At 58.5% G+C, this 17727-nt stretch carries 14 protein-coding genes; 4 read left to right on the top strand and 10 right to left on the bottom strand.

Translation table 11 applies throughout. The features are described 5' to 3' along the window. Positions 1-87 precede the first annotated feature (87 nt). The 5 genes from ACYZTY_RS13115 to ACYZTY_RS13095 form a co-directional block, all read right to left on the bottom strand. Positions 88-546 carry an REP-associated tyrosine transposase gene (locus ACYZTY_RS13115; RefSeq protein WP_461958838.1) on the bottom strand — a complete coding sequence of 153 codons (459 nt, stop codon included), beginning with the start codon at positions 544-546 and terminating at the stop codon, positions 88-90. A 92-nt stretch (positions 547-638) separates the two neighbouring features. After that, a complete protein-coding gene (locus tag ACYZTY_RS13110) occupies positions 639-1724 on the bottom strand; it encodes a polyamine ABC transporter substrate-binding protein (protein ID WP_461958837.1) in 1086 nt (361 codons plus the stop codon). 69 nt (positions 1725-1793) lie between these two features. Beyond that, positions 1794-2135, bottom strand: a complete 342-nt coding sequence (locus ACYZTY_RS13105) for a cupin domain-containing protein (RefSeq protein ID WP_077747853.1) — start codon at positions 2133-2135, stop codon at positions 1794-1796. A gap of 43 nt (positions 2136-2178) precedes the next feature. Continuing rightward, on the bottom strand, positions 2179-3585 hold the full coding sequence (locus ACYZTY_RS13100) for an NAD(P)/FAD-dependent oxidoreductase (RefSeq protein WP_461958836.1): 1407 nt from the start codon (positions 3583-3585) through the stop codon (positions 2179-2181). Between the two features lie 50 nt (positions 3586-3635). Continuing rightward, entirely contained in the window at positions 3636-4451 is an 816-nt protein-coding gene (locus tag ACYZTY_RS13095) for a helix-turn-helix domain-containing protein (protein ID WP_461958835.1), read from the bottom strand. Between the two features lie 262 nt (positions 4452-4713). On the opposite strand from ACYZTY_RS13095, the gene ACYZTY_RS13090 reads away from it, so the two are divergent. Next, a complete protein-coding gene (locus tag ACYZTY_RS13090) occupies positions 4714-4989 on the top strand; it encodes a DUF1652 domain-containing protein (protein WP_403097732.1) in 276 nt (91 codons plus the stop codon). Positions 4990-5046: 57 nt separating this feature from the next. Here ACYZTY_RS13090 and ACYZTY_RS13085 read toward each other — a convergent pair whose 3' ends face one another. Then, entirely contained in the window at positions 5047-7521 is a 2475-nt protein-coding gene (locus ACYZTY_RS13085; RefSeq protein WP_461958834.1) for a UvrD-helicase domain-containing protein, read from the bottom strand. A 280-nt stretch (positions 7522-7801) separates the two neighbouring features. Here ACYZTY_RS13085 and ACYZTY_RS13080 point away from each other — a divergent pair, with 280 nt between their 5' ends. After that, on the top strand, positions 7802-8497 hold the full coding sequence (locus ACYZTY_RS13080) for a pirin family protein (RefSeq protein WP_461958833.1): 696 nt from the start codon (positions 7802-7804) through the stop codon (positions 8495-8497). A 185-nt stretch (positions 8498-8682) separates the two neighbouring features. Here the strand turns inward: ACYZTY_RS13080 and pgm are convergent, their stop codons facing one another. From pgm to ACYZTY_RS13060, 4 genes are all read right to left on the bottom strand, one after another. Further along, the gene (gene pgm / locus ACYZTY_RS13075; protein ID WP_461958832.1) at positions 8683-10329 is read right to left on the bottom strand and encodes a phosphoglucomutase (alpha-D-glucose-1,6-bisphosphate-dependent); all 1647 of its coding nucleotides are present in this window, start codon (positions 10327-10329) and stop codon (positions 8683-8685) included. A gap of 120 nt (positions 10330-10449) precedes the next feature. Then, positions 10450-11850: an aminotransferase-like domain-containing protein gene (locus ACYZTY_RS13070; protein ID WP_461958831.1), complete on the bottom strand. Its 1401-nt coding sequence runs from the start codon at positions 11848-11850 to the stop codon at positions 10450-10452. Between the two features lie 55 nt (positions 11851-11905). Next, positions 11906-13384: a hypothetical protein gene (locus ACYZTY_RS13065; RefSeq protein ID WP_461958830.1), complete on the bottom strand. Its 1479-nt coding sequence runs from the start codon at positions 13382-13384 to the stop codon at positions 11906-11908. A 558-nt stretch (positions 13385-13942) separates the two neighbouring features. Then, positions 13943-14965: a zinc-dependent alcohol dehydrogenase family protein gene (locus ACYZTY_RS13060; RefSeq protein ID WP_461958829.1), complete on the bottom strand. Its 1023-nt coding sequence runs from the start codon at positions 14963-14965 to the stop codon at positions 13943-13945. A gap of 269 nt (positions 14966-15234) precedes the next feature. On the opposite strand from ACYZTY_RS13060, the gene ACYZTY_RS13055 reads away from it, so the two are divergent. Together ACYZTY_RS13055 and mexE are read left to right on the top strand one after the other, a co-directional pair. Then, positions 15235-16152 carry a LysR family transcriptional regulator gene (locus ACYZTY_RS13055; protein WP_257605177.1) on the top strand — a complete coding sequence of 306 codons (918 nt, stop codon included), beginning with the start codon at positions 15235-15237 and terminating at the stop codon, positions 16150-16152. A gap of 311 nt (positions 16153-16463) precedes the next feature. Then, entirely contained in the window at positions 16464-17717 is a 1254-nt protein-coding gene (gene mexE / locus ACYZTY_RS13050; protein WP_461958828.1) for a multidrug efflux RND transporter periplasmic adaptor subunit MexE, read from the top strand. The last annotated feature ends 10 nt before the right edge of the window (positions 17718-17727 follow it).

The raw sequence follows: 17727 nt of genomic DNA, 5'->3' as shown, positions 1-17727 counted from the left end.
TGCTACACGAATTTTTGTGTACGCGGATCCTGTAGCAGCTGCCGAGCCCGCGAGGCTGCGTCCGGCTGCGAAGCAGTCGCCTGACCATTACAACCAACACGCATCCCACAGCGGGTAGTCATGAACGCGTGTCACCAATCCCGCTCGTATCGGGTTGGCCACGACATAACGAGCAAGATCCTTCACATCCTCCTCCCGTCGAACTGCGCGGTCGTGATAGCCCTTCTGCCACAGCCGCCCTTGCCTCCCCAATGCTTGATTGACTGCCAAACTGCTCCGGGATTTTATTCGGCACATCAGCACCGCCAACGTCTTGTCGTGCAGCTGCACAAGGCAATGCATATGATCCGGCATCACAACCCACGTCAAAAAATCAGCCCACCCCTCTTCCTGCACCCTACGCAACTCCCGAACGACCAACCTTCCCAACCGCCAATCAGAAAAAAACGGCTGTCGTTGGTCAACGACAGCCGTAAGCAGATAAATACGTCCTGACTCAGAAGAGCGACCGACACGCAGCTGACCCGCATTTGAACAAACAGGCATTCCATTGCCTCCTGATCCACTGAAAAGAGGCCTGGAATCTACAGCGTTGCCACCCAGCCTGACTGATCGCAATGGCTACAAAGCATGAACCCTCAACTCCCCGTCCGAATCTTGTTCCAGACCCGCGTACGAATCCGGTCAATATTCAGCGGCATCGCCTCCAGCGCGAACAGCTTGCCCATCATTTCCGGGCTGGGATAAACCTTGGTGTCGTTCTTGATGGCCGGGTCGATCAGGCTGTCAGCCTGTTGGTTGCCGTTGGCGTAGTGCACGTAGTTGCTGATGCTGGCCATGACGTCCGGGCGCAGCAGGTAGTTCATGAACGCGTAGCCAGCTTTTTCGTCCGGGGCGTCGGCGGGCATGGCGACCATGTCGAACCAGATCGCGGCGCCTTCCTTGGGAATGGCATAGCCGATGTCGACGCCATTCTTGGCTTCTTTGGCGCGGTTCTCGGCTTGCAGGATGTCGCCGGAGAAGCCGACCGCCACGCAGATGTCCCCGTTGGCCAGGTCGCTGGTGTATTTGGATGAGTGGAAATAGCTGACGTACGGCCGGACTTTCATCAGCAGCGTTTCAGCTTTTTTGTAGTCTTCCGGGTTCTTGCTGTGATGCGGCAGCCCCAGGTAGTTCAGCGCGGCCGGCAGCAGTTCGGGGCCGTTGTCGAGGATGGCGACGCCGCACTTTTGCAGTTTTGCCATGTTCTCGGGCTTGAAGATCAGGTCCCAGGAATCCACTGGCGCGTTGTCGCCGAGTACGGCCTTGACCTTGGCGATGTTGTAGCCGATGCCGGTGCTGCCCCACAGGTACGGAAAGCCATGCTCGTTGCCCGGATCGTTGGTCTGCAACGCGGTGAGCAACACCGGGTTGAGGTTCTTCCAGTTCGGCAACTGGCTCTTGTCGAGCTTCTTCAGTGCCTTGCCCTGAATCTGCCGCGCCATGAAATGGTTGGACGGGAACACCACGTCGTACCCGGATTTGCCGGTCATCAGCTTGCCATCAAGGGTTTCGTTGCTGTCGTAGACGTCGTAGCTGAAGGCGATGCCGGTTTCTTTCTGAAAGTTTTTGGTGGTGTCCGGGGCGATGTAGTCCGACCAGTTGTAGATCTTGACGGTCTCGGCCGCGTGGCTGAGGGACGCGACGAGCGCAAGGGGTGCCAGGGTCAGTGTCTTTCGGATCATGAGTCGATTCCTGTATGCAGTTGTTGTGCTTTTTATTGGAGGGCTGGCAGGCAATCAAAGGATCAATAATCAAAAAATCAAAACGTAGGTCTTGCGCACGGTTTCCTGGATATCCCAGATGCCGAGGCTGTTGGCCGGCAACATCAGTGCATCGCCGGCTTCTATGTAGAGGGTTTCACCGTCGTCCGGGGTGAAGGTGCAGCGGCCCTGGATGAAGTGACAAAATTCCTGCGCAACGATCTGCCGGCGCCAGCGGCCGGGCGTGCATTCCCAGACGCCGGTTTCGACGCCATCGTCGCGTTCGACGCTGGTGGTCGAGGCCACCGCCACCGGTGTTCCCAGCGGCACGGCGACGGGGTTCGACTCCTCCAGTTCCAATGTTGCGGTGTTCTTGAATTGCGTGATGCCCATGGGAGTACCTGTCGATTGAGCCTATAGATGAAGAGCGCGCCGTTTACTGCATGAAACCTTCCATGAACCCCGCCACCTTGCTCGCCAGTTTGCGGCGCCAGGGAGCAGTAGCCGGGTTGGCCAGGGTCTGGTCTTCGTGGACGAAGCTGCGGATGATCGCGTTGTAACCGAGCCAGCGGCAGGGCTCCGGCTCCCAGGCCCTGAGCCTGTCGAGACCGCCCTGGGGGATAACCCAAGGCTGGCGAATCAATTCGGTATCACGCTCGAGAATCAGATCAGCCAGGGTTCTGCCGCCCAGGTTGCTGGCGCCCACGCCCTCCCCGCCATAACCGCCGGACAAGGCAATGCCGCTGGCCTGATCACAAAGCATGTGCGGCTTGAAGTGCCGGGACATGCCCAGGTTGCCGCCCCACGCGTGGGTAATCCGCACATTCTTGAGTTGCGGGAAGAGTTCACCGAACAGGTAACGTCGCAACTCCACTTCGCTGGTGGTCAGGTCAAAGTCATGGCGCAACTTACCGGCAAACTGATAGCCGCCCCGGGCGCCGAACACCAGGCGGTTGTCCGCCGTGCGCTGGCCGTAGGTGACCTGCCGGCTGCTTTCGCTGAACGCCTGGCCGCGGCTCAGGCCGATTTCATCCCAGGTCGCGGCGGACAGCGGTTCAGTGGCCACAATCAGGCTTTGAACCGGTAACTGATAGCGGCCGAGTGGCGGCAGAGTGACTGAGTAACCCTCTACCGCCGGGACGATCCAGCGGCTGCGAACCTGAGACTTGGCAGTGCGCAAACTCCCCGACTGCCACTGCGTGACGGCGCTGTTTTCATAGATGTTGACCCCCATGCGCTCCACCGTCCTGGCCAGTCCTCGCACCAACTTTGCCGGGTGGACGGTCGCAACGTGCGGTGCATAGATACCGCCATAGGGCTTCGCAACTCTGATCTGTTGCGCCAGCTGCTCCGGACTGAGCCAGCGATAATTGCTTTCGGTCAGGCCTTGGCTGTAAAGCTTGTCGAGGTAGCTCCGCAGACTGGCTTCCTGCTCGGGATAACGCGCAGCGCAGTACAGCACGCCACCTTTTCGATAATCGCAGTCGATACCCTCACGTTCGAGGACAATTTCGACCTCATCAGGAATGCTGTGCAGCAGATCGAAGGATTCGCGACGCTGATCCGCCGGCAAACCGGCCAATAAACGGTCTTCGCCCAACAGGTTGCCCATCAGCCAGCCGCCGTTACGGCCCGAAGCGCCAAAACCCGCGGTTTGCGCTTCAATGATGGCGATGTCCAGGCCTGGCGCCAGGCGCTTGAGGTAATACGCGGTCCAGAGCCCGGTGTATCCCGCGCCGATGATGGCCACGTCGACGTCCAGGTCGTGTTCCAGCGCCGGGCGCGGCAACAGGGGCTCGTCGAGTTGATCCATCCACAAACTGATAGTGCGCCACGCCGACATGCAAGACTCCGCCACTCAAACTTCGTTGGCGTCGATCCTAGTGCGTGGGCTCAGGGACTGTCGTGCGCGCGTGCACGCAAAGAAATTTGTTTGACATAAGCCTTGGGCGACAGCCCCGTGTGCTGGCGGAAACAGCTGTAGAACGCCGATAACGAATTGAAGCCGGCGGCAAACGCCAGTTCATCAATGCGCAACGGTGGCGTGGCGGCGTCCATTGCCGCGAGTAAATGCTGCAGTCGAGCCTGGTTCACGTAGCGATAGAAACTCTGGCCCAACACTTGATTCAGCAGATAGGAAATCTGATTGCGGCTGTACCCGCACTCCTTCGCCACCCGTTGCAAATCGAGTTCGGGGTCCAGATAAGGCTGCTGACGCTGAAAATACTGTTGCAGGTCTTCAGCCATGAAACTCAGCTGTCGAGGTGAAAGCCCGAGACGGCTGACGGCCGGGCGCAGGTTCGTGGCAGTGCTCGTTTGCGGTTGTTCGCGCACCAGGGACGCGTATTCGTTGACGCGCCAGATCAACCCGTCGCGCACCGTGATCGCCTCACTGGAACGGAACGACACCAGTCCTTCGCCGCCGCGCAACGTCATCTGGTACTGGATGAACGCGGTGTTGCCGTCCAGGCGTATGCGATCCGAATGCTCAAGCGCTTCATCCGGGTTACGCGGCATGCTGCCGCGCACGTACTCGCGCAGTTCGTCCAGGCCCATGACCCGATTCTGGAAAAAATCGTTGTACTGGATGTCCGGGTGATACAGCGCCATGACCCCGTCCAGATCCCGGTGTTTCCAGCACAGGTGGTAACGCATGACCGTCTCGCCCGTGGCCTGGGCTTGCAGGGGGCCATCATCATCGGCGCGCATAAAGGACTCGGCAAAAAAAATCGAGCTTGCCCAAGTTCGGCCACGGCTTCAATGACCAGAATGAATCGGCGCAACGCCGAGCGAGGCCCGGCACGTGATCCACATCAAAAAAACGCAAGCAATCGCCAAACGGACTGAAAAATATCACATGGTTTTCACATCTGGATGCTACTTTTAAAAGCAGTCACCGGTTGAGCCATTGAAGGCTCTTCCCTCCTAACATGAGCTAAAGGAAGCGCTCGATGAAGAAGGCGGGCAACACATGAATAAAGGGTCTTTCAGCAAAGTTACGTTTCCAAACGCCTGCCAGCTGATGCGCTGGCATTTTCATCCCATGGGATTCGAGGCGAGCATGGATGCGCCGGGCAGCATGATTGCCCGCCTGTTTGACCGCGCCAGTGGCGAGACCATGATCGCCATTGCAGGCATTCCTTGCGCTACCGTGATGAATGCTGCGGACGTAGAACGAATAATCGAAGCCGTGGAAGACGAACTTGAGTCTTTCATTCCTCCCGAGGCCCTCAAGAGTTACGCCTGAAGGTCAAACACCCAACAAAAAGCCCACATTACGTGGGCTTTTTTGTGGGCTTCGGGCTTAAGCCGGTTTTTGACCCTGGCGCTGATCAGCGAAGAACGGCTTGTCCCTTCCAACCCGGTCAGACGCCTTGGGGATGTTCGCAGCCTGGGTGTCCTGCCCCTCGACATACCAATAGCAATGACTCACCGCCCGAGTGATGCCGACGTAAGCCAGTCGCAGGATTTCGTCTTTCTGTGCGTTGTCGTACGGCTCGTTATCACCCGACTTGCCAAGTCCCGCCATCCGATAGACCTGGTTTTTGTAAGGAGAGCTGGTCAGGTGCTGACAATCACCGAGCAAAAATACCGCGTCAGCTTGCAGGCCTTTGGCGCTGTGATACGTCAGTTGTTTGATCCGGCGTGCTTCGTACGGCAAGCTAGAATCCACATTAACTACGGACTGAATATGGCGCTCTATCAATAGCTTATCGCTACTTTTTCGATAAAGCATCAGGATTGAATCGCCCCGGCGGTAATGCTCGATCAGGCGTTGGGCCATGCCTTGATCGTCCCGATCCATTACGTTTACCGGTAACAGTGCCTTAGGTTCACCGCTGGCTTTGGCCTTCTTGCCTGCGATCGATGGCGCTGCGCGGACGATATGCTCGGCAGCATCAATAATGTGCTGATGACTGCGGTAATTGTCGCTGAGCATCACCTTCGTCGTGCTCGGCGACGGGAATTCCTTGTTGAACTCCATGAAGTACGACGGGGAACTGCCGCGCCAGCCATAAATCGACTGCCAGTCATCGCCGACGCAGAGTAAAGATGACCGTTGCGCGCCACGCCCCACGTGCATTGCCGGGCCGCGACTGCGGATTTCGGCCAGGCTGGCGCGGATCCAGGAGACAATTTGCGGCGATACGTCCTGAAATTCGTCGATCATCAGGTGAGACAAAGGCCTCAGTAGCTCATCACTCAGCAATTTCAGGTTTTCCGGGGAATGCTCGCTGAACAAGGCAAACATCCGGTTGTAGGTCATTACCGGCGGTTTTTGGTCGAGCAAATGATCTTCCAGGGCGCGCCAGAACAGGCTCAAGGCCTCGAAGAAAAACCGGTCCGGGTCATCCTTGGCGAAGCTCATCTGGCCGACGGCGCTTGGCACATCCAGGCCCAGGTTTTCGATAAACCCGGCGGCAGCCACAAAACAGTCCAGCAAGGGCGCCGACCCCAGCTCCCCTTTGACCTTGTAATCGAAGCCAGGCCCGGCACTGGCATCGCCCGCGAGGGAGGCCAAAACGCGCTTCGATGATTCGTAACTATCCAGCCATATCAATGGCTTATGGCAGAAAGCTTGAAACAGGGTGCGCTTCACTGCCCATTCCGCTCGAACGGTTAACTTGGCATTCGGACGGCTGACTTGCGGATTTTCCTGAGGGTCAAATCCCAGCACCACCCAGGCATCCAGCGTCGGGATGTAGCCATGACAATGGAAGGTCGAACCATTGATGTCGAAGGTCTGCCGATTGGGCTCGATGCCTTTGATCGGCCAGGCGCCGGCGCGAAACCACAGATCTTCAACAGTGTCGCAAAGCTCTTCATCACGTTTTGCCGCCAACTCGGTCACCGCTACGCGCTTCTGTACGTCGGGGTGATCGCGCTCCAACTCCTTTAGCTGCAAGGCGTGACGGGACAACGGCTTGATCAGCTCACGAAAACGCTCATCGCGGTTGTGCAGGCTGTGAAAACAGGCATTGAGTTGCTGACGCTGGGCGTCGTTGATGCGCAGGTCGAAGGGATTGCTGTCGACCTCCTCATCGCCGTTCTGCGCGCGATTGCTGAGGTTTTCGAACGCTTGCAGACGCTCGAAGCCCGGCAGGCTGCGAACCATTGGCAGAATTCGTGAGTGGAAGGTGCGCACCAGATCCCGCGCCTCTTTGAGGCTCAGCGCACGGCCCCACATTGCAAACAACTCGATCAGCTTATTAATGAAGTCTTTGCGCGACTCGCGGGTGAAGGTCACCACGGTCATCGAACTCAGCTCGAACCCCAGGTAATGGGTCAGCAGCAGGATACGCAGCACCAAAGTCGTCGACTTGCCCGCACCGGCCCCGGCAATCACTGACGTCGAAGGCGTGTCGCTGAAAATCATCTTCCACTGCGCGGCGCTTGGCTGGGCGTGCGGGGGCAGCAGTCGGGAAACATCGGCCTTCATGCGCTTCTTCAACTCGGCACTCAATGGCAGGCGCCAATCGTCGAACAAGTTGTCGTCAACGTTAGGCGGCCGGTGCTCGGTCGAGCGCGAATCACGGATCAACAGAACCTGCCGGCCTTCTTCCAACCCCTCGGCTTTCCCCTCCTTGTAGCCGTAATCCACCCCGGCGCTGTGACCACTGCGAAAGCCATCGGCTTGCCCGTGCAGCCACGACGCACGGTGTTGCGCGCGCAGACGGGTAAGGCCATGACCAAAGAAACGGGCGGCCAGGCGCTTGAGCAATGGCATCTCTGCCAGGGGACGAAGTTCGGGAGGAAGATCGGGGGTGTGTTGCGGCACGCGGACTGACTCCAGGGTGTGAGGCTGTTGAGGGCTATGGTGTCCGTATTTGCCGTTGAGTTCTAGTGAAATGCTTACAGGTCATTGGCTTATACGATGAAGTGAAAGCTGGGTGAGAATGTTTCGAGGTTATTTGATATCAACTAATTCGATCATGATGAGGCATTTTTTACGCTTTTTATCGATTAGTGCCTGATAGATGATGCCCGCCATCAACCACCGGTTCTCGTTTCGTGGCCCAGGCGCTCTGCCCCATGACGAACCTTTTCAGGAGACGATCATGCTTGAACTCAGACCTTTCAACTCGCTGGGCGGCGCCCACCATGGCTGGTTGGATGCGCATCACCACTTTTCGTTCGCCGAGTACCACGACCCGAAACGTATGAATTGGGGCAACCTGCGAGTATGGAACGACGACGTGATCGCTTCGGGTACCGGTTTCCCGAAACATCCGCATCGGGACATGGAAATCATCACCTACGTTCGTGAAGGTGCAATTACCCACGAAGACAACCTCGGCAACAAGGGTCGCACCGAAGCAGGCGATGTTCAGGTCATGAGCGCCGGTACCGGGATCGCCCACAGCGAATACAACCTGGAAGCGAGCGAAACCAGGATCTTCCAGATCTGGATCATCCCGAACGAGTCCGGTCTGGCACCTTCCTGGGGCGCCAAGCCCTTCCCGAAAGGCCAGCGCGAAGGTTTCGTGACCTTGGCCAGCGGCAAGACAGGTGACGATCAAAGCCTGCGAATCCGTGCCGATGCGCGGCTGGTGGCGGCGAACCTGAAGGCCGGTGAGTCCGCCGAATATCGCCTGGACAGTGGCCGTCGCGCTTACCTGGTTCCGGCCACCGGTGTCATTGAAGTCAATGGCTTGCGTGCACAAGCTCGAGACGGTGTGGCCGTGGCTGATGAACAGGTGTTGCGGGTGACTGCGGTTGAGGACAGTGAGATCGTGTTGGTGGATTTGGCTTGATGCAGTAAACGCAGGGCAAAAAAAGGGGCGACCATTATGGTCGCCCCTTTTTTACACCGAATTTTTACAAGTTGTGCTGGCGTCTTCGCGGGCAAGCCCGCTCCTACAGGATATGCGTCGGTCACAATTATGCGCTCAACGCGGATCCTGTAGGAGCGAGGCTTGCCCGCGAAGGGGGCCGTCACTTACTTCGCAGAAATTGCACCATCCACCAACGTCTGGGCCTCTGCAACCAACTGCTTGAGGTGTACATCACTGACGAAACTCTCGGCGTAGATCTTGTAGATGTCCTCCGTCCCCGAAGGCCGTGCCGCGAACCAGCCGTTCTCGGTCATGACTTTCAAACCACCGATGGCCTGGCCGTTGCCCGGCGCATGGCTGAGGATGCTCTGGATCGCTTCGCCGGCCAGTTCGGTCGAGGTGACCTGGTCCGGTGACAGCTTGCTCAACAAAGCTTTCTGTTCAGGATTGGCCTTGGCGTCGACGCGTACCGAGAACGGTTCGCCGAGCTCGTCGGTCAATGCACGGTAGGCCTGGCTCGGATCGCGACCGGTGCGGGCGGTCATTTCTGCGGCCAGCAATGCCGGAATCAAGCCATCCTTGTCGGTGCTCCAGACGCCACCGTCCTTGCGCAGGAACGAGGCACCGGCGCTTTCTTCGCCGCCAAAGCCTAGAGAGCCGTCGAACAGGCCGTCAGCAAACCATTTGAAGCCGACCGGTACTTCGTACAGGCGACGACCCAGCCGCTTGGCCACACGATCGATCATGCCGCTGCTGACCACGGTTTTGCCCACGGCAGCGTCGGCGCGCCACTGCGGACGGTTCTGGAACAGGTAGTCGATAGACACGGCGAGGTAGCTGTTCGGCGCCAGCAAACCACCGGACGGAGTCACGATGCCATGGCGATCGTGATCCGGGTCGCAGCCGAATGCTACGTCAAAGCGCTCTTTCAGACCGATCAGGCCTTGCATGGCATGGCTCGACGATGGGTCCATGCGGATTTGCCCGTCCCAGTCGACCGTCATGAAACGGAACGTCGGATCGACCTGCTTGTTGACGACTTCCAGGTCCAGACGGTAATGCTCGGCAATCGCCGACCAGTAGCGCACCCCTGCTCCGCCCAGCGGATCGACACCCAGACGCAGCTTGGCGTCACGGATGGCGTCGAAGTCGATCACGTTGATCAGGTCGGCAACATAAGTGTTGAGGTAATCGTGACGATGGGTCGTGCTGGCCTTCAGCGCCTGCTCGTAGCTGATGCGTTTGACGCCGGCCAGCTTGTTGCTCAGCAGCTCGTTGGCCTTGGCCTCGATCCATTTGGTGATGTGGGTGTCGGCTGGGCCACCGTTAGTAGGGTTGTATTTGTAGCCACCGCTTTGCGGCGGATTGTGCGACGGGGTGATGACAATGCCGTCCGCCAGGCCCGAAGTACGGCCGCGGTTGTAGCAAAGAATCGCGTGGGAAATTGCCGGGGTCGGCGTGTATTCGTCACCCTCGGCGATCATCACGGTGACGCCGTTCGCGGCCAGCACTTCCAGGGCGCTGGCGCCGGCTGGGGTGGACAGCGCGTGGGTGTCGATGCCGACGAACAGTGGACCGTCGATACCCTGGGCTTCGCGGTACAGGCAGATCGCCTGGCTGATCGCCAGAACGTGCCATTCGTTGAAACTCAGGTCGAACGAGCTGCCTCGGTGTCCCGACGTACCGAAGGCTACGCGCTGGGTAGAGATGGCGGCATCAGGCTGGCCGGTGTAATAGGCCGTTACCAGTCGCGGGATGTCGACCAACAATTCTGCCGGTGCCGGTTTGCCCGCAAAAGGACTGAGTGTCATGCAAAACCTCTGAAATAGAGTGGTTCAGGAATAGGAACGCAGTTTACTGGCAGTTTGACCGCAGCGCGACGTTATCGATCCCGAGCGAAATGTTATCGATCTCCAAAGCCCCGCTCTCCCTCAATCGATCGATTCCAGGCGCAAGGCATCACCCAACAAGCCCATGGCCACCGCGAGGTCGTGATCGCCGCCGAAGGTATGACTGAGGCGCAAGTGTTGCGCGTGCAACCCCTGAAGGCTGAACAGCTCACCTGGCGCGATCACCACCTGGTGCCTGAGCAGGCGCTGGAACACCCGGCGTACGTCGACCTGACGCAATGACCGGACCCAGATCGTCGCACCGCCCAAGGGTTCGATGAAGTGCAATGCATCGCCCAGGCGCTCCTGCAACAGCTGGGTCATGTGCACTTTGCGATCCCTGAGTAGCCGTCGCAAGACCACCAGGTGCTGATCGATTCGCCCGTTGCTGTAAAGCCGTGCGATGGCTTTCTGGCGAATCGGCGACAACCGGAACGAACGCAACAAGAAATACCGCTGCAGTTCGACGCTCAGTTGCCGCGAGAGCAGATAGCCATAGGGTGCTTCCGGCCCGATGGATTTTTCGAATGTAGAGAAAACAATCAGCCGATCCGGGTTCAACAGATCGCGAAACCGCAGGCCGTAGGGCTCGAATTCGAGCTCGCCATAGCAATCGTTTTCCAACACCCAGCTGCCATGACGCTCCAGTAGTTGAGCGGTTGACTGCCTGTTGCTGTGGGAAGCCATACTGCCGCGCGGCATGTTGAGGCCGGATGAAAGCATGACCAGCCGCACCGGCTCGGTCTCCAGGAGCTGCGTCAGCTGGTCAAGATCCAGGCTGCCATTGGCCTGCAAAGGAAGCTCGATGACGTTGACATCAGCCTCCTGGAGCAAGCGCAGAATTGTCCAGTCGCAGGGTGATTCGACGACAACCGTGGCGTCTTTAAGGCACAGCACCGCGATCAGAATCTCCAGAACGCCACGCAAATCGGCGCCGATATACACATCATCGGCGTGCCAGCAACGTGCCGGAGAGGAGGTATAGCGTGCAGCCAGTGCGGCGCGCAGTTCCAGTTCGCCGCAAGGTTGTGAAGTCGGTTGCGGCTGGCGCGGATACTGACGCAGCAGTTCTCTTTCAAGCAGCAGTAACGGGCTGTCCAGGGGCTGTAACAACGCGGGCTCATCCGCGCTCAACACCAGCATTCCCGGACGCCTGGCGTTCACATACACCGTCTCGAGCAGGTCATTGCCGCTGCTGAGCGGGCGAATGGACGACACAGGCAGCGCGTAATAACCGGACTTGGCGACCGAATACACCCGCCCTTCCTTTTCCAGCAGCGAATAGGCGTACTGGATAGTCGAAATCGACACGCTCAGACGGTCTGCCAACTGCCGCAATGAAGGAAGACGAACTCGCGTATCGCTGACCGGTTCGTTGATGAGATTAGTCAGGTAACGGTACACCGCCTGATAAGCGAAGTCGGTTTCGCGTGGGCCTTTCATGGGGAATGACCGAATACGCAGCGCTTATGGGTGAACGCAGTAAAACCGCGCATTTTCAACGACCCGCTGACCGTTCGCCATTCACGGCGGCGCCTGCGTCCAGGTCCAACGCCTGCACTCCCGCATCGTCGATTGCCGTGCCCGGTTTCTCGCCCCTGGCCACCGGTCCCATGCGGTAAAGCGTGCCGATCAAACCGACGGGCAACCCGCTGACGTCTACCATCCATTGCAGAACTTGCTCGGGCGCCGGGCAGCCCTGCATCGCCCGGTGCAGGTCAGGCAACGCCACGAGCATGCCGGGATGGCACTGGCGCAGAAAACACTCAAGCGAGGCGCCGTTCTCGGCGAAGGGCGCGAACAGCAAACACACCAGTTGAGCCTCGCTCAAGCCGAGGTTCTTCTGGGCCTCGGCCGTCGCCAATGCACGCTGGTCGGACATTGGCGACGGCATGCCGAACGCCTCCATTGCCTGCTCGCAAAAGCGCTCGGGAATCTGTTTGCGACGCATCATGACCAAGGCTCGCTGCACATGTTCGGCAAAGCCCGCTTCATACGTGCGGCCATGAACAAAACAGGCTTGCAGCCCCCGAACGTGAGCGGAAACCGGAAGGCTGACGAATTCGTTATCACTGAGCTGGGCGGCCAGTTCGTCAGGTTGAAACCCGAGAAAATCGGTGAGCAGTGCCCAACGATCTTCCAGGTTGCTGACAAGCATGTCGTGAATATCGATGAAGGTCGTGCGCCGACACGCCTCAAAACTTTCGGCCGGGCGCCACTCGGCCTGGGCATGCTCAGGGTAAAACTCGCGGTAACAATCGCTGCCCAGTTCATCCAGTCGTGCGAACAGCGCCTCGTAACCGGACTCAGGTTCACTCGACGCCTTCAGACCGGCCTTTTTCGCCGCCCGGCTCAACCCATCCATGAACTGCTTTTGCTGACGTGGTGTATCGCTGCTGACCAACGCATCGACGCCCCGCTCCCAACGGGAGATTTGCCCATAAAACTCGCCGGCTGCCAGGTACCCGTCATCCCACAGGTCGAGCGGTCCGTTCCAGGCTCGACGATGGCCAACCATCAATAGATTGAGGCGATTTGACTCGCGACCTGCTTCGGAAACCGGCGTCAGGTGGCTGAACGGCAGGACTTCCCGGTTATCGACCATTACCACTTCGACCCGAGGATCGTCGTAGAGAAACAACGCACTGCAACTGTGATGGATGTTCTCAAGCGCCGTCGTGCTTGCCCCATTCGTGCGCAAGGTCGCCACTCGCAGCTGGAACGTCGCCGGTGCCCGACCGGCGATGCTCAATTGCGCGGCACGCAGCAGCGCAAGCGTGTAACAACTGTCGCGGGTCCCGGACTGGATCGCCAACACCTTGTATTCGCCGATGCGCTCCATGCCACCCGCGGCGACCACCAGGCGCTGAATCATCAACTGCAATGCGGTGCGTTCGGCACGTGAGAAAAAACTCAGCAATCGCTGCAGTACTTGCTGATAAACATAGTTCATTGCCTGCTCATGGGTATGGGTCATCATTGTTTACCTGTTACGCATAGGTTCGATGTCACGCAAACAACTGTATGCATTGCGCAAACGGCTGCCTGTCATGATTAAAGTGTTGTGCTTGATATCAAATGCTAACACTTAGTTTTCGGTAATTATTTGAAATGAATCGAGCTTGCTGGTGATTCCGCCGACGAGCGATTGCTGCAAAGCCCCGCAGAGCAAGCACCTTGCGACCACCCGCGAGATCCTAGGAAATATCCGACAGCGTCCCACAGACATGTAGCACGAGAAATAAAGAAAGAAGTCGCCTTTAATTTTTCGGCAATTGATCGATAACGCGCTATTTGTTGAGTTTGTATTGCTGGCGCGCGATGAACAGTATCTATCCGATACCCAGCCATAGCTCATTCCTTGAGATGAAAGTAATCATTCAATTATCGGGGCTTATATGATGATTAGAAGATACAGATTGAGAGCAAAAACCAGTTCAGTTGCTGAACTGACCCGTCGCCGGTTGACGGGATGTCTCGGGTTTTCGGAGGGGGAATGCAAAAGTCCGTGCAAGCACGGACTTTTTCAGGGGTATCAGGCCGGTTCGACCTGGAGGGCGACCCGTTCGCGACACGGGCATTCGTCCATGTAGCGGTGCGCCTCGACAAACTCGGAAAACGGAAAGACCCGAGTCTTGAGCGGCAGCAGCACGCGGTCAGCGGTCATCTGGTTGATGTCGCGCAAGGCACGTTGCAATGCGACCTGGTCCTGGATGATGCCCAGTTCCGGCTTGCCGGTGAAGTTGCCGATACAGTGAACGAAGAATTGAATGTTCTTCTGGAACGCTGCACAGGCCGGGAACGGCGTCTGGTTACCGCCTTGCAGGCCATACAACACCAGGCTGCCACGAGGCGCGAGCACATCACCAAGCAGCGACATCTGCGGACCGCCAAGGCCATCGAACACCACATCCACACCGCGGTTGTCGGTGATCTTGTTGATCTGCATCAGCAGATCCTGCTCTTCGGTGACGATGACTTTCTCGGCGCCGAGGGACAGCAGGTATTCACGTTCCTCTGACGACTTGGTCGCGGCAATGACCCGGATACCCAGCGCCTTGCCCAGTTGTACAAAGGACGGACCGGCACAGTGGCTCGCATCGGTCACCAGGGCAAATTGCCCGGGTTTGACCCGCGCCAGATCGACATAAGCGAAGTAGGCGATCAACAGCGGCGTGTAGTGCACGCTGGCTTCGATCGGGCTAAGCACGTCCGGATAACGGGTCAGTGCCGAACGCGGCAGAACAATCTGCTCGCCGTAGACCGGATAGTCGTTCGGGCTTTCAGCCGGAAAGCTGGCGACCTTGTCACCGACTGCCAGGTCATCGACGCCCTCGCCGACCGCCGTTACGACGCCGGACATTTCATGGCCAAGGCCTGAAGGCAGACGAGCGTGGGATGAGGCCAGGTTCTGGCGCCAGAGAATGTCGTACCAGCTGATGCCAATCGCCTCGACGCGCACCTGCACTTCGCCCGGTGCAGGGAGAGCGGCCGCATGCTCTTCGCATTTGAGCACCTCGGCTGGACCAAACTTGTGAAAACGGATCGTGCGGGACATCGCAAACCTCGTCAAAGAAACCTCTAATGCCCTGAACTCTATCTGGGCTTTCTACCCAAGACTATCAGTGGCTATTAATAGTCGACATGCCTGTCATTGATTCCGCAGCATCCACAGGATCAACGGTTATCGTAAAAATCCGCAGTAGCCGTTTCAGGGAAACTGAATTATTCGGTGCAGAGTAGCAGCCTTTCCCCGTAATATTCATGCCGGCCATTGTTCTCATATGGCCGCTCTCGTCAAGCTTGATGACTCTGCCAGGACTCCAGATGAATCGTAATGACCTGCGTCGTGTCGACCTGAACCTGTTGATCGTTTTCGAAACATTGATGCATGAACGCAGTGTGACCCGTGCTGCGGAGAAATTGTTCCTCGGCCAGCCGGCCATCAGTGCGGCGCTCTCGCGCCTGCGCGGGCTGTTTGATGATCCGTTGTTCGTGCGAACCGGGCGCAGCATGGAGCCTTCCGCCCGCGCGGTGGAAATCTTCGCCCTGCTCTCTCCGGCACTGGATTCGATTTCTACCGCGGTCAGCCGTGCGGCGGAATTCGATCCGGCGACCAGCACAGCGGTGTTCCGCATCGGTCTGTCGGACGATGTCGAGTTCGCGCTGTTGCCGATGCTGCTCAAACGCTTGCGCGCGGAATCGCCGGGGATCGTGCTGGTGGTGCGTCGGGCCAACTACATCTTGATGCCGAGCCTGTTGGCCTCGGGCGAGATCTCCATCGGCGTCAGCTACACCGCCGACCTGCCGGCCAACGCCAAGCGCAAGGTGCTGCGTCGCAGCATGCCGAAGCTGTTGCGTGCCGATACGGTGCCGGGCCCGTTGAGCCTGGATGACTTCTGTGCCCGCCCCCATGCACTGGTGTCATTTGCCGGCGACCTGAGCGGCTTTATAGATGAAGAACTGGAAAAGCTCGGGCGCAAGCGTCATGTGGTGCTCGCGGTGCCGCAGTTCAACGGGCTCAGCACGCTCATCAGCGGGACCGATATTGTCGCGACGGTGCCCGATTACACGGCTGATGCGTTGACCGCGGCTGGCGGTGTGCGGGCTGAAGACCCGCCGTTGCCGGTTCGCAGCTTTGAATTGCACATGGCGTGGCGTGGGTCGCAGGATAATGATCCGGGTGAGCGATGGTTGCGGTCCAGGATTCAGATGTTTTTCGGTGACCCGGATAGCTTGGCCTGATCCTGACCCTGTGTTGGGGCTAATGGCCCCTTCGCGGGCAAGCCTCGCTCCTACGGTCGATCGCGCCCACTTGTAGGAGCGAGGCTTGCCCGCGAAGGGCGCGACTCGGTTTCAAGCCATTCCTTTGCATTACCTGCAACACTGAATTGTCATGAATCCAATTGATTGCTCCTCAACGCAAGGTGCATGCTAGAGGGCTCGCTTCAGCCTCATATCATTCCGAATGATAGTTACCTTCGCTTCATTCGATTCGTGCGATACCACCTCGCCGCTCATCATCCGCCCATCTCAATACATTGGCGGATGCATCCATGGAACAGTCACTCAAACATTTGCGCTTCCCGTTGGCCATGTTGGCCGTAGTGGTGATGAGCGCTTGCGGCAAGGCTCCGGAGTCTGCCGCTACCATGCCTGCGGCGAAAGTCAGTGTCGCCAAGGTACTGGAACAACCGGTCAACGAGTGGGACGAATTCACCGGGCGCCTTGAAGCGCCAGAAACCGTAGAAATTCGTCCACGGATCTCCGGCCAGATTGATGAAGTGGCCTTCACTGAAGGTGCGCTGGTCAAGAAAGGTGACTTGCTGTTCCAGATTGACCCACGCCCCTTCCAGGCTGAGGTCCGCCGCCTCGAAGCACTGGTTGCCCAGGGTCGCGCCAACGCCACCCGCAGCGAAAACGAAGCCCAGCGTGGCGAACGCTTGCGCACCAGCAACGCAATCTCTGCCGAACTCGCCGATTCGCGCACCAGCGCTTCCCAGGAAGCACGCGCTGCCGTCGGTGCCATCCAGGCTCAACTGGACCTGGCCAAACTGAATCTGAGCTTCACCCGTGTCACCGCGCCAATCAGTGGTCGCGTCAGCCGTGCGGAAATCACCGCCGGCAACCTGGTGACCGCCGATACCACCGCGCTGACCAGCGTCGTTTCCACCGACAAGGTCTACGCCTACTTCGACGCCGATGAACGCGTGTTCCTCAAATACACCCAGCTCGCTCGTCAGGGCAAACGCGGTGCAACCACTCCGGTTTACCTTGGCCTGTCCAACGAAGACGGCAACCCGCACCAGGGCGTGATGAACTTCGTCGACAACCAGGTCAACCCGAAAACCGGCACCATCCGCGGTCGTGCAGTCTTTGATAACGCCGACGGACAGTACACCCCTGGCTTGTATGCCCGTTTGAAACTGGTCGGCAGCGGCACCTACTCCGCCGTGCTGATCAACGACGAAGCCGTCGGTACCGATCTGGGCAAAAAATTCGTGCTGGTGATGGATGCCGACAACAAGACGGCCTATCGCTCCGTTGAGCTGGGGCCGAAAATCGAAGGTTTGCGCATCGTGCGCAGCGGCCTGAACAAGGATGACACCGTCATCGTCAAGGGCCTGCAACGGGTTCGCCCTGGCTCGCCGGTCACCCCTGAAGTGATCCCGATGGCCAGTGAACAAACCCTCGCGGCACTCGCACAACAACGACAAGCGCTGGAAGCCAGCAACCTGCCCCAAGTCGCACCTGCCAAGGTCGCGCCGGGTTCGGTTGTGAAACTGGCTGCTGCGACACCACGCGGTTAAGGGATCTCTA

It is taken from the genome of Pseudomonas sp. LB1P83, from assembly GCF_054897885.1.
This window is presented reverse-complemented; position numbering and strand designations above follow the sequence as displayed.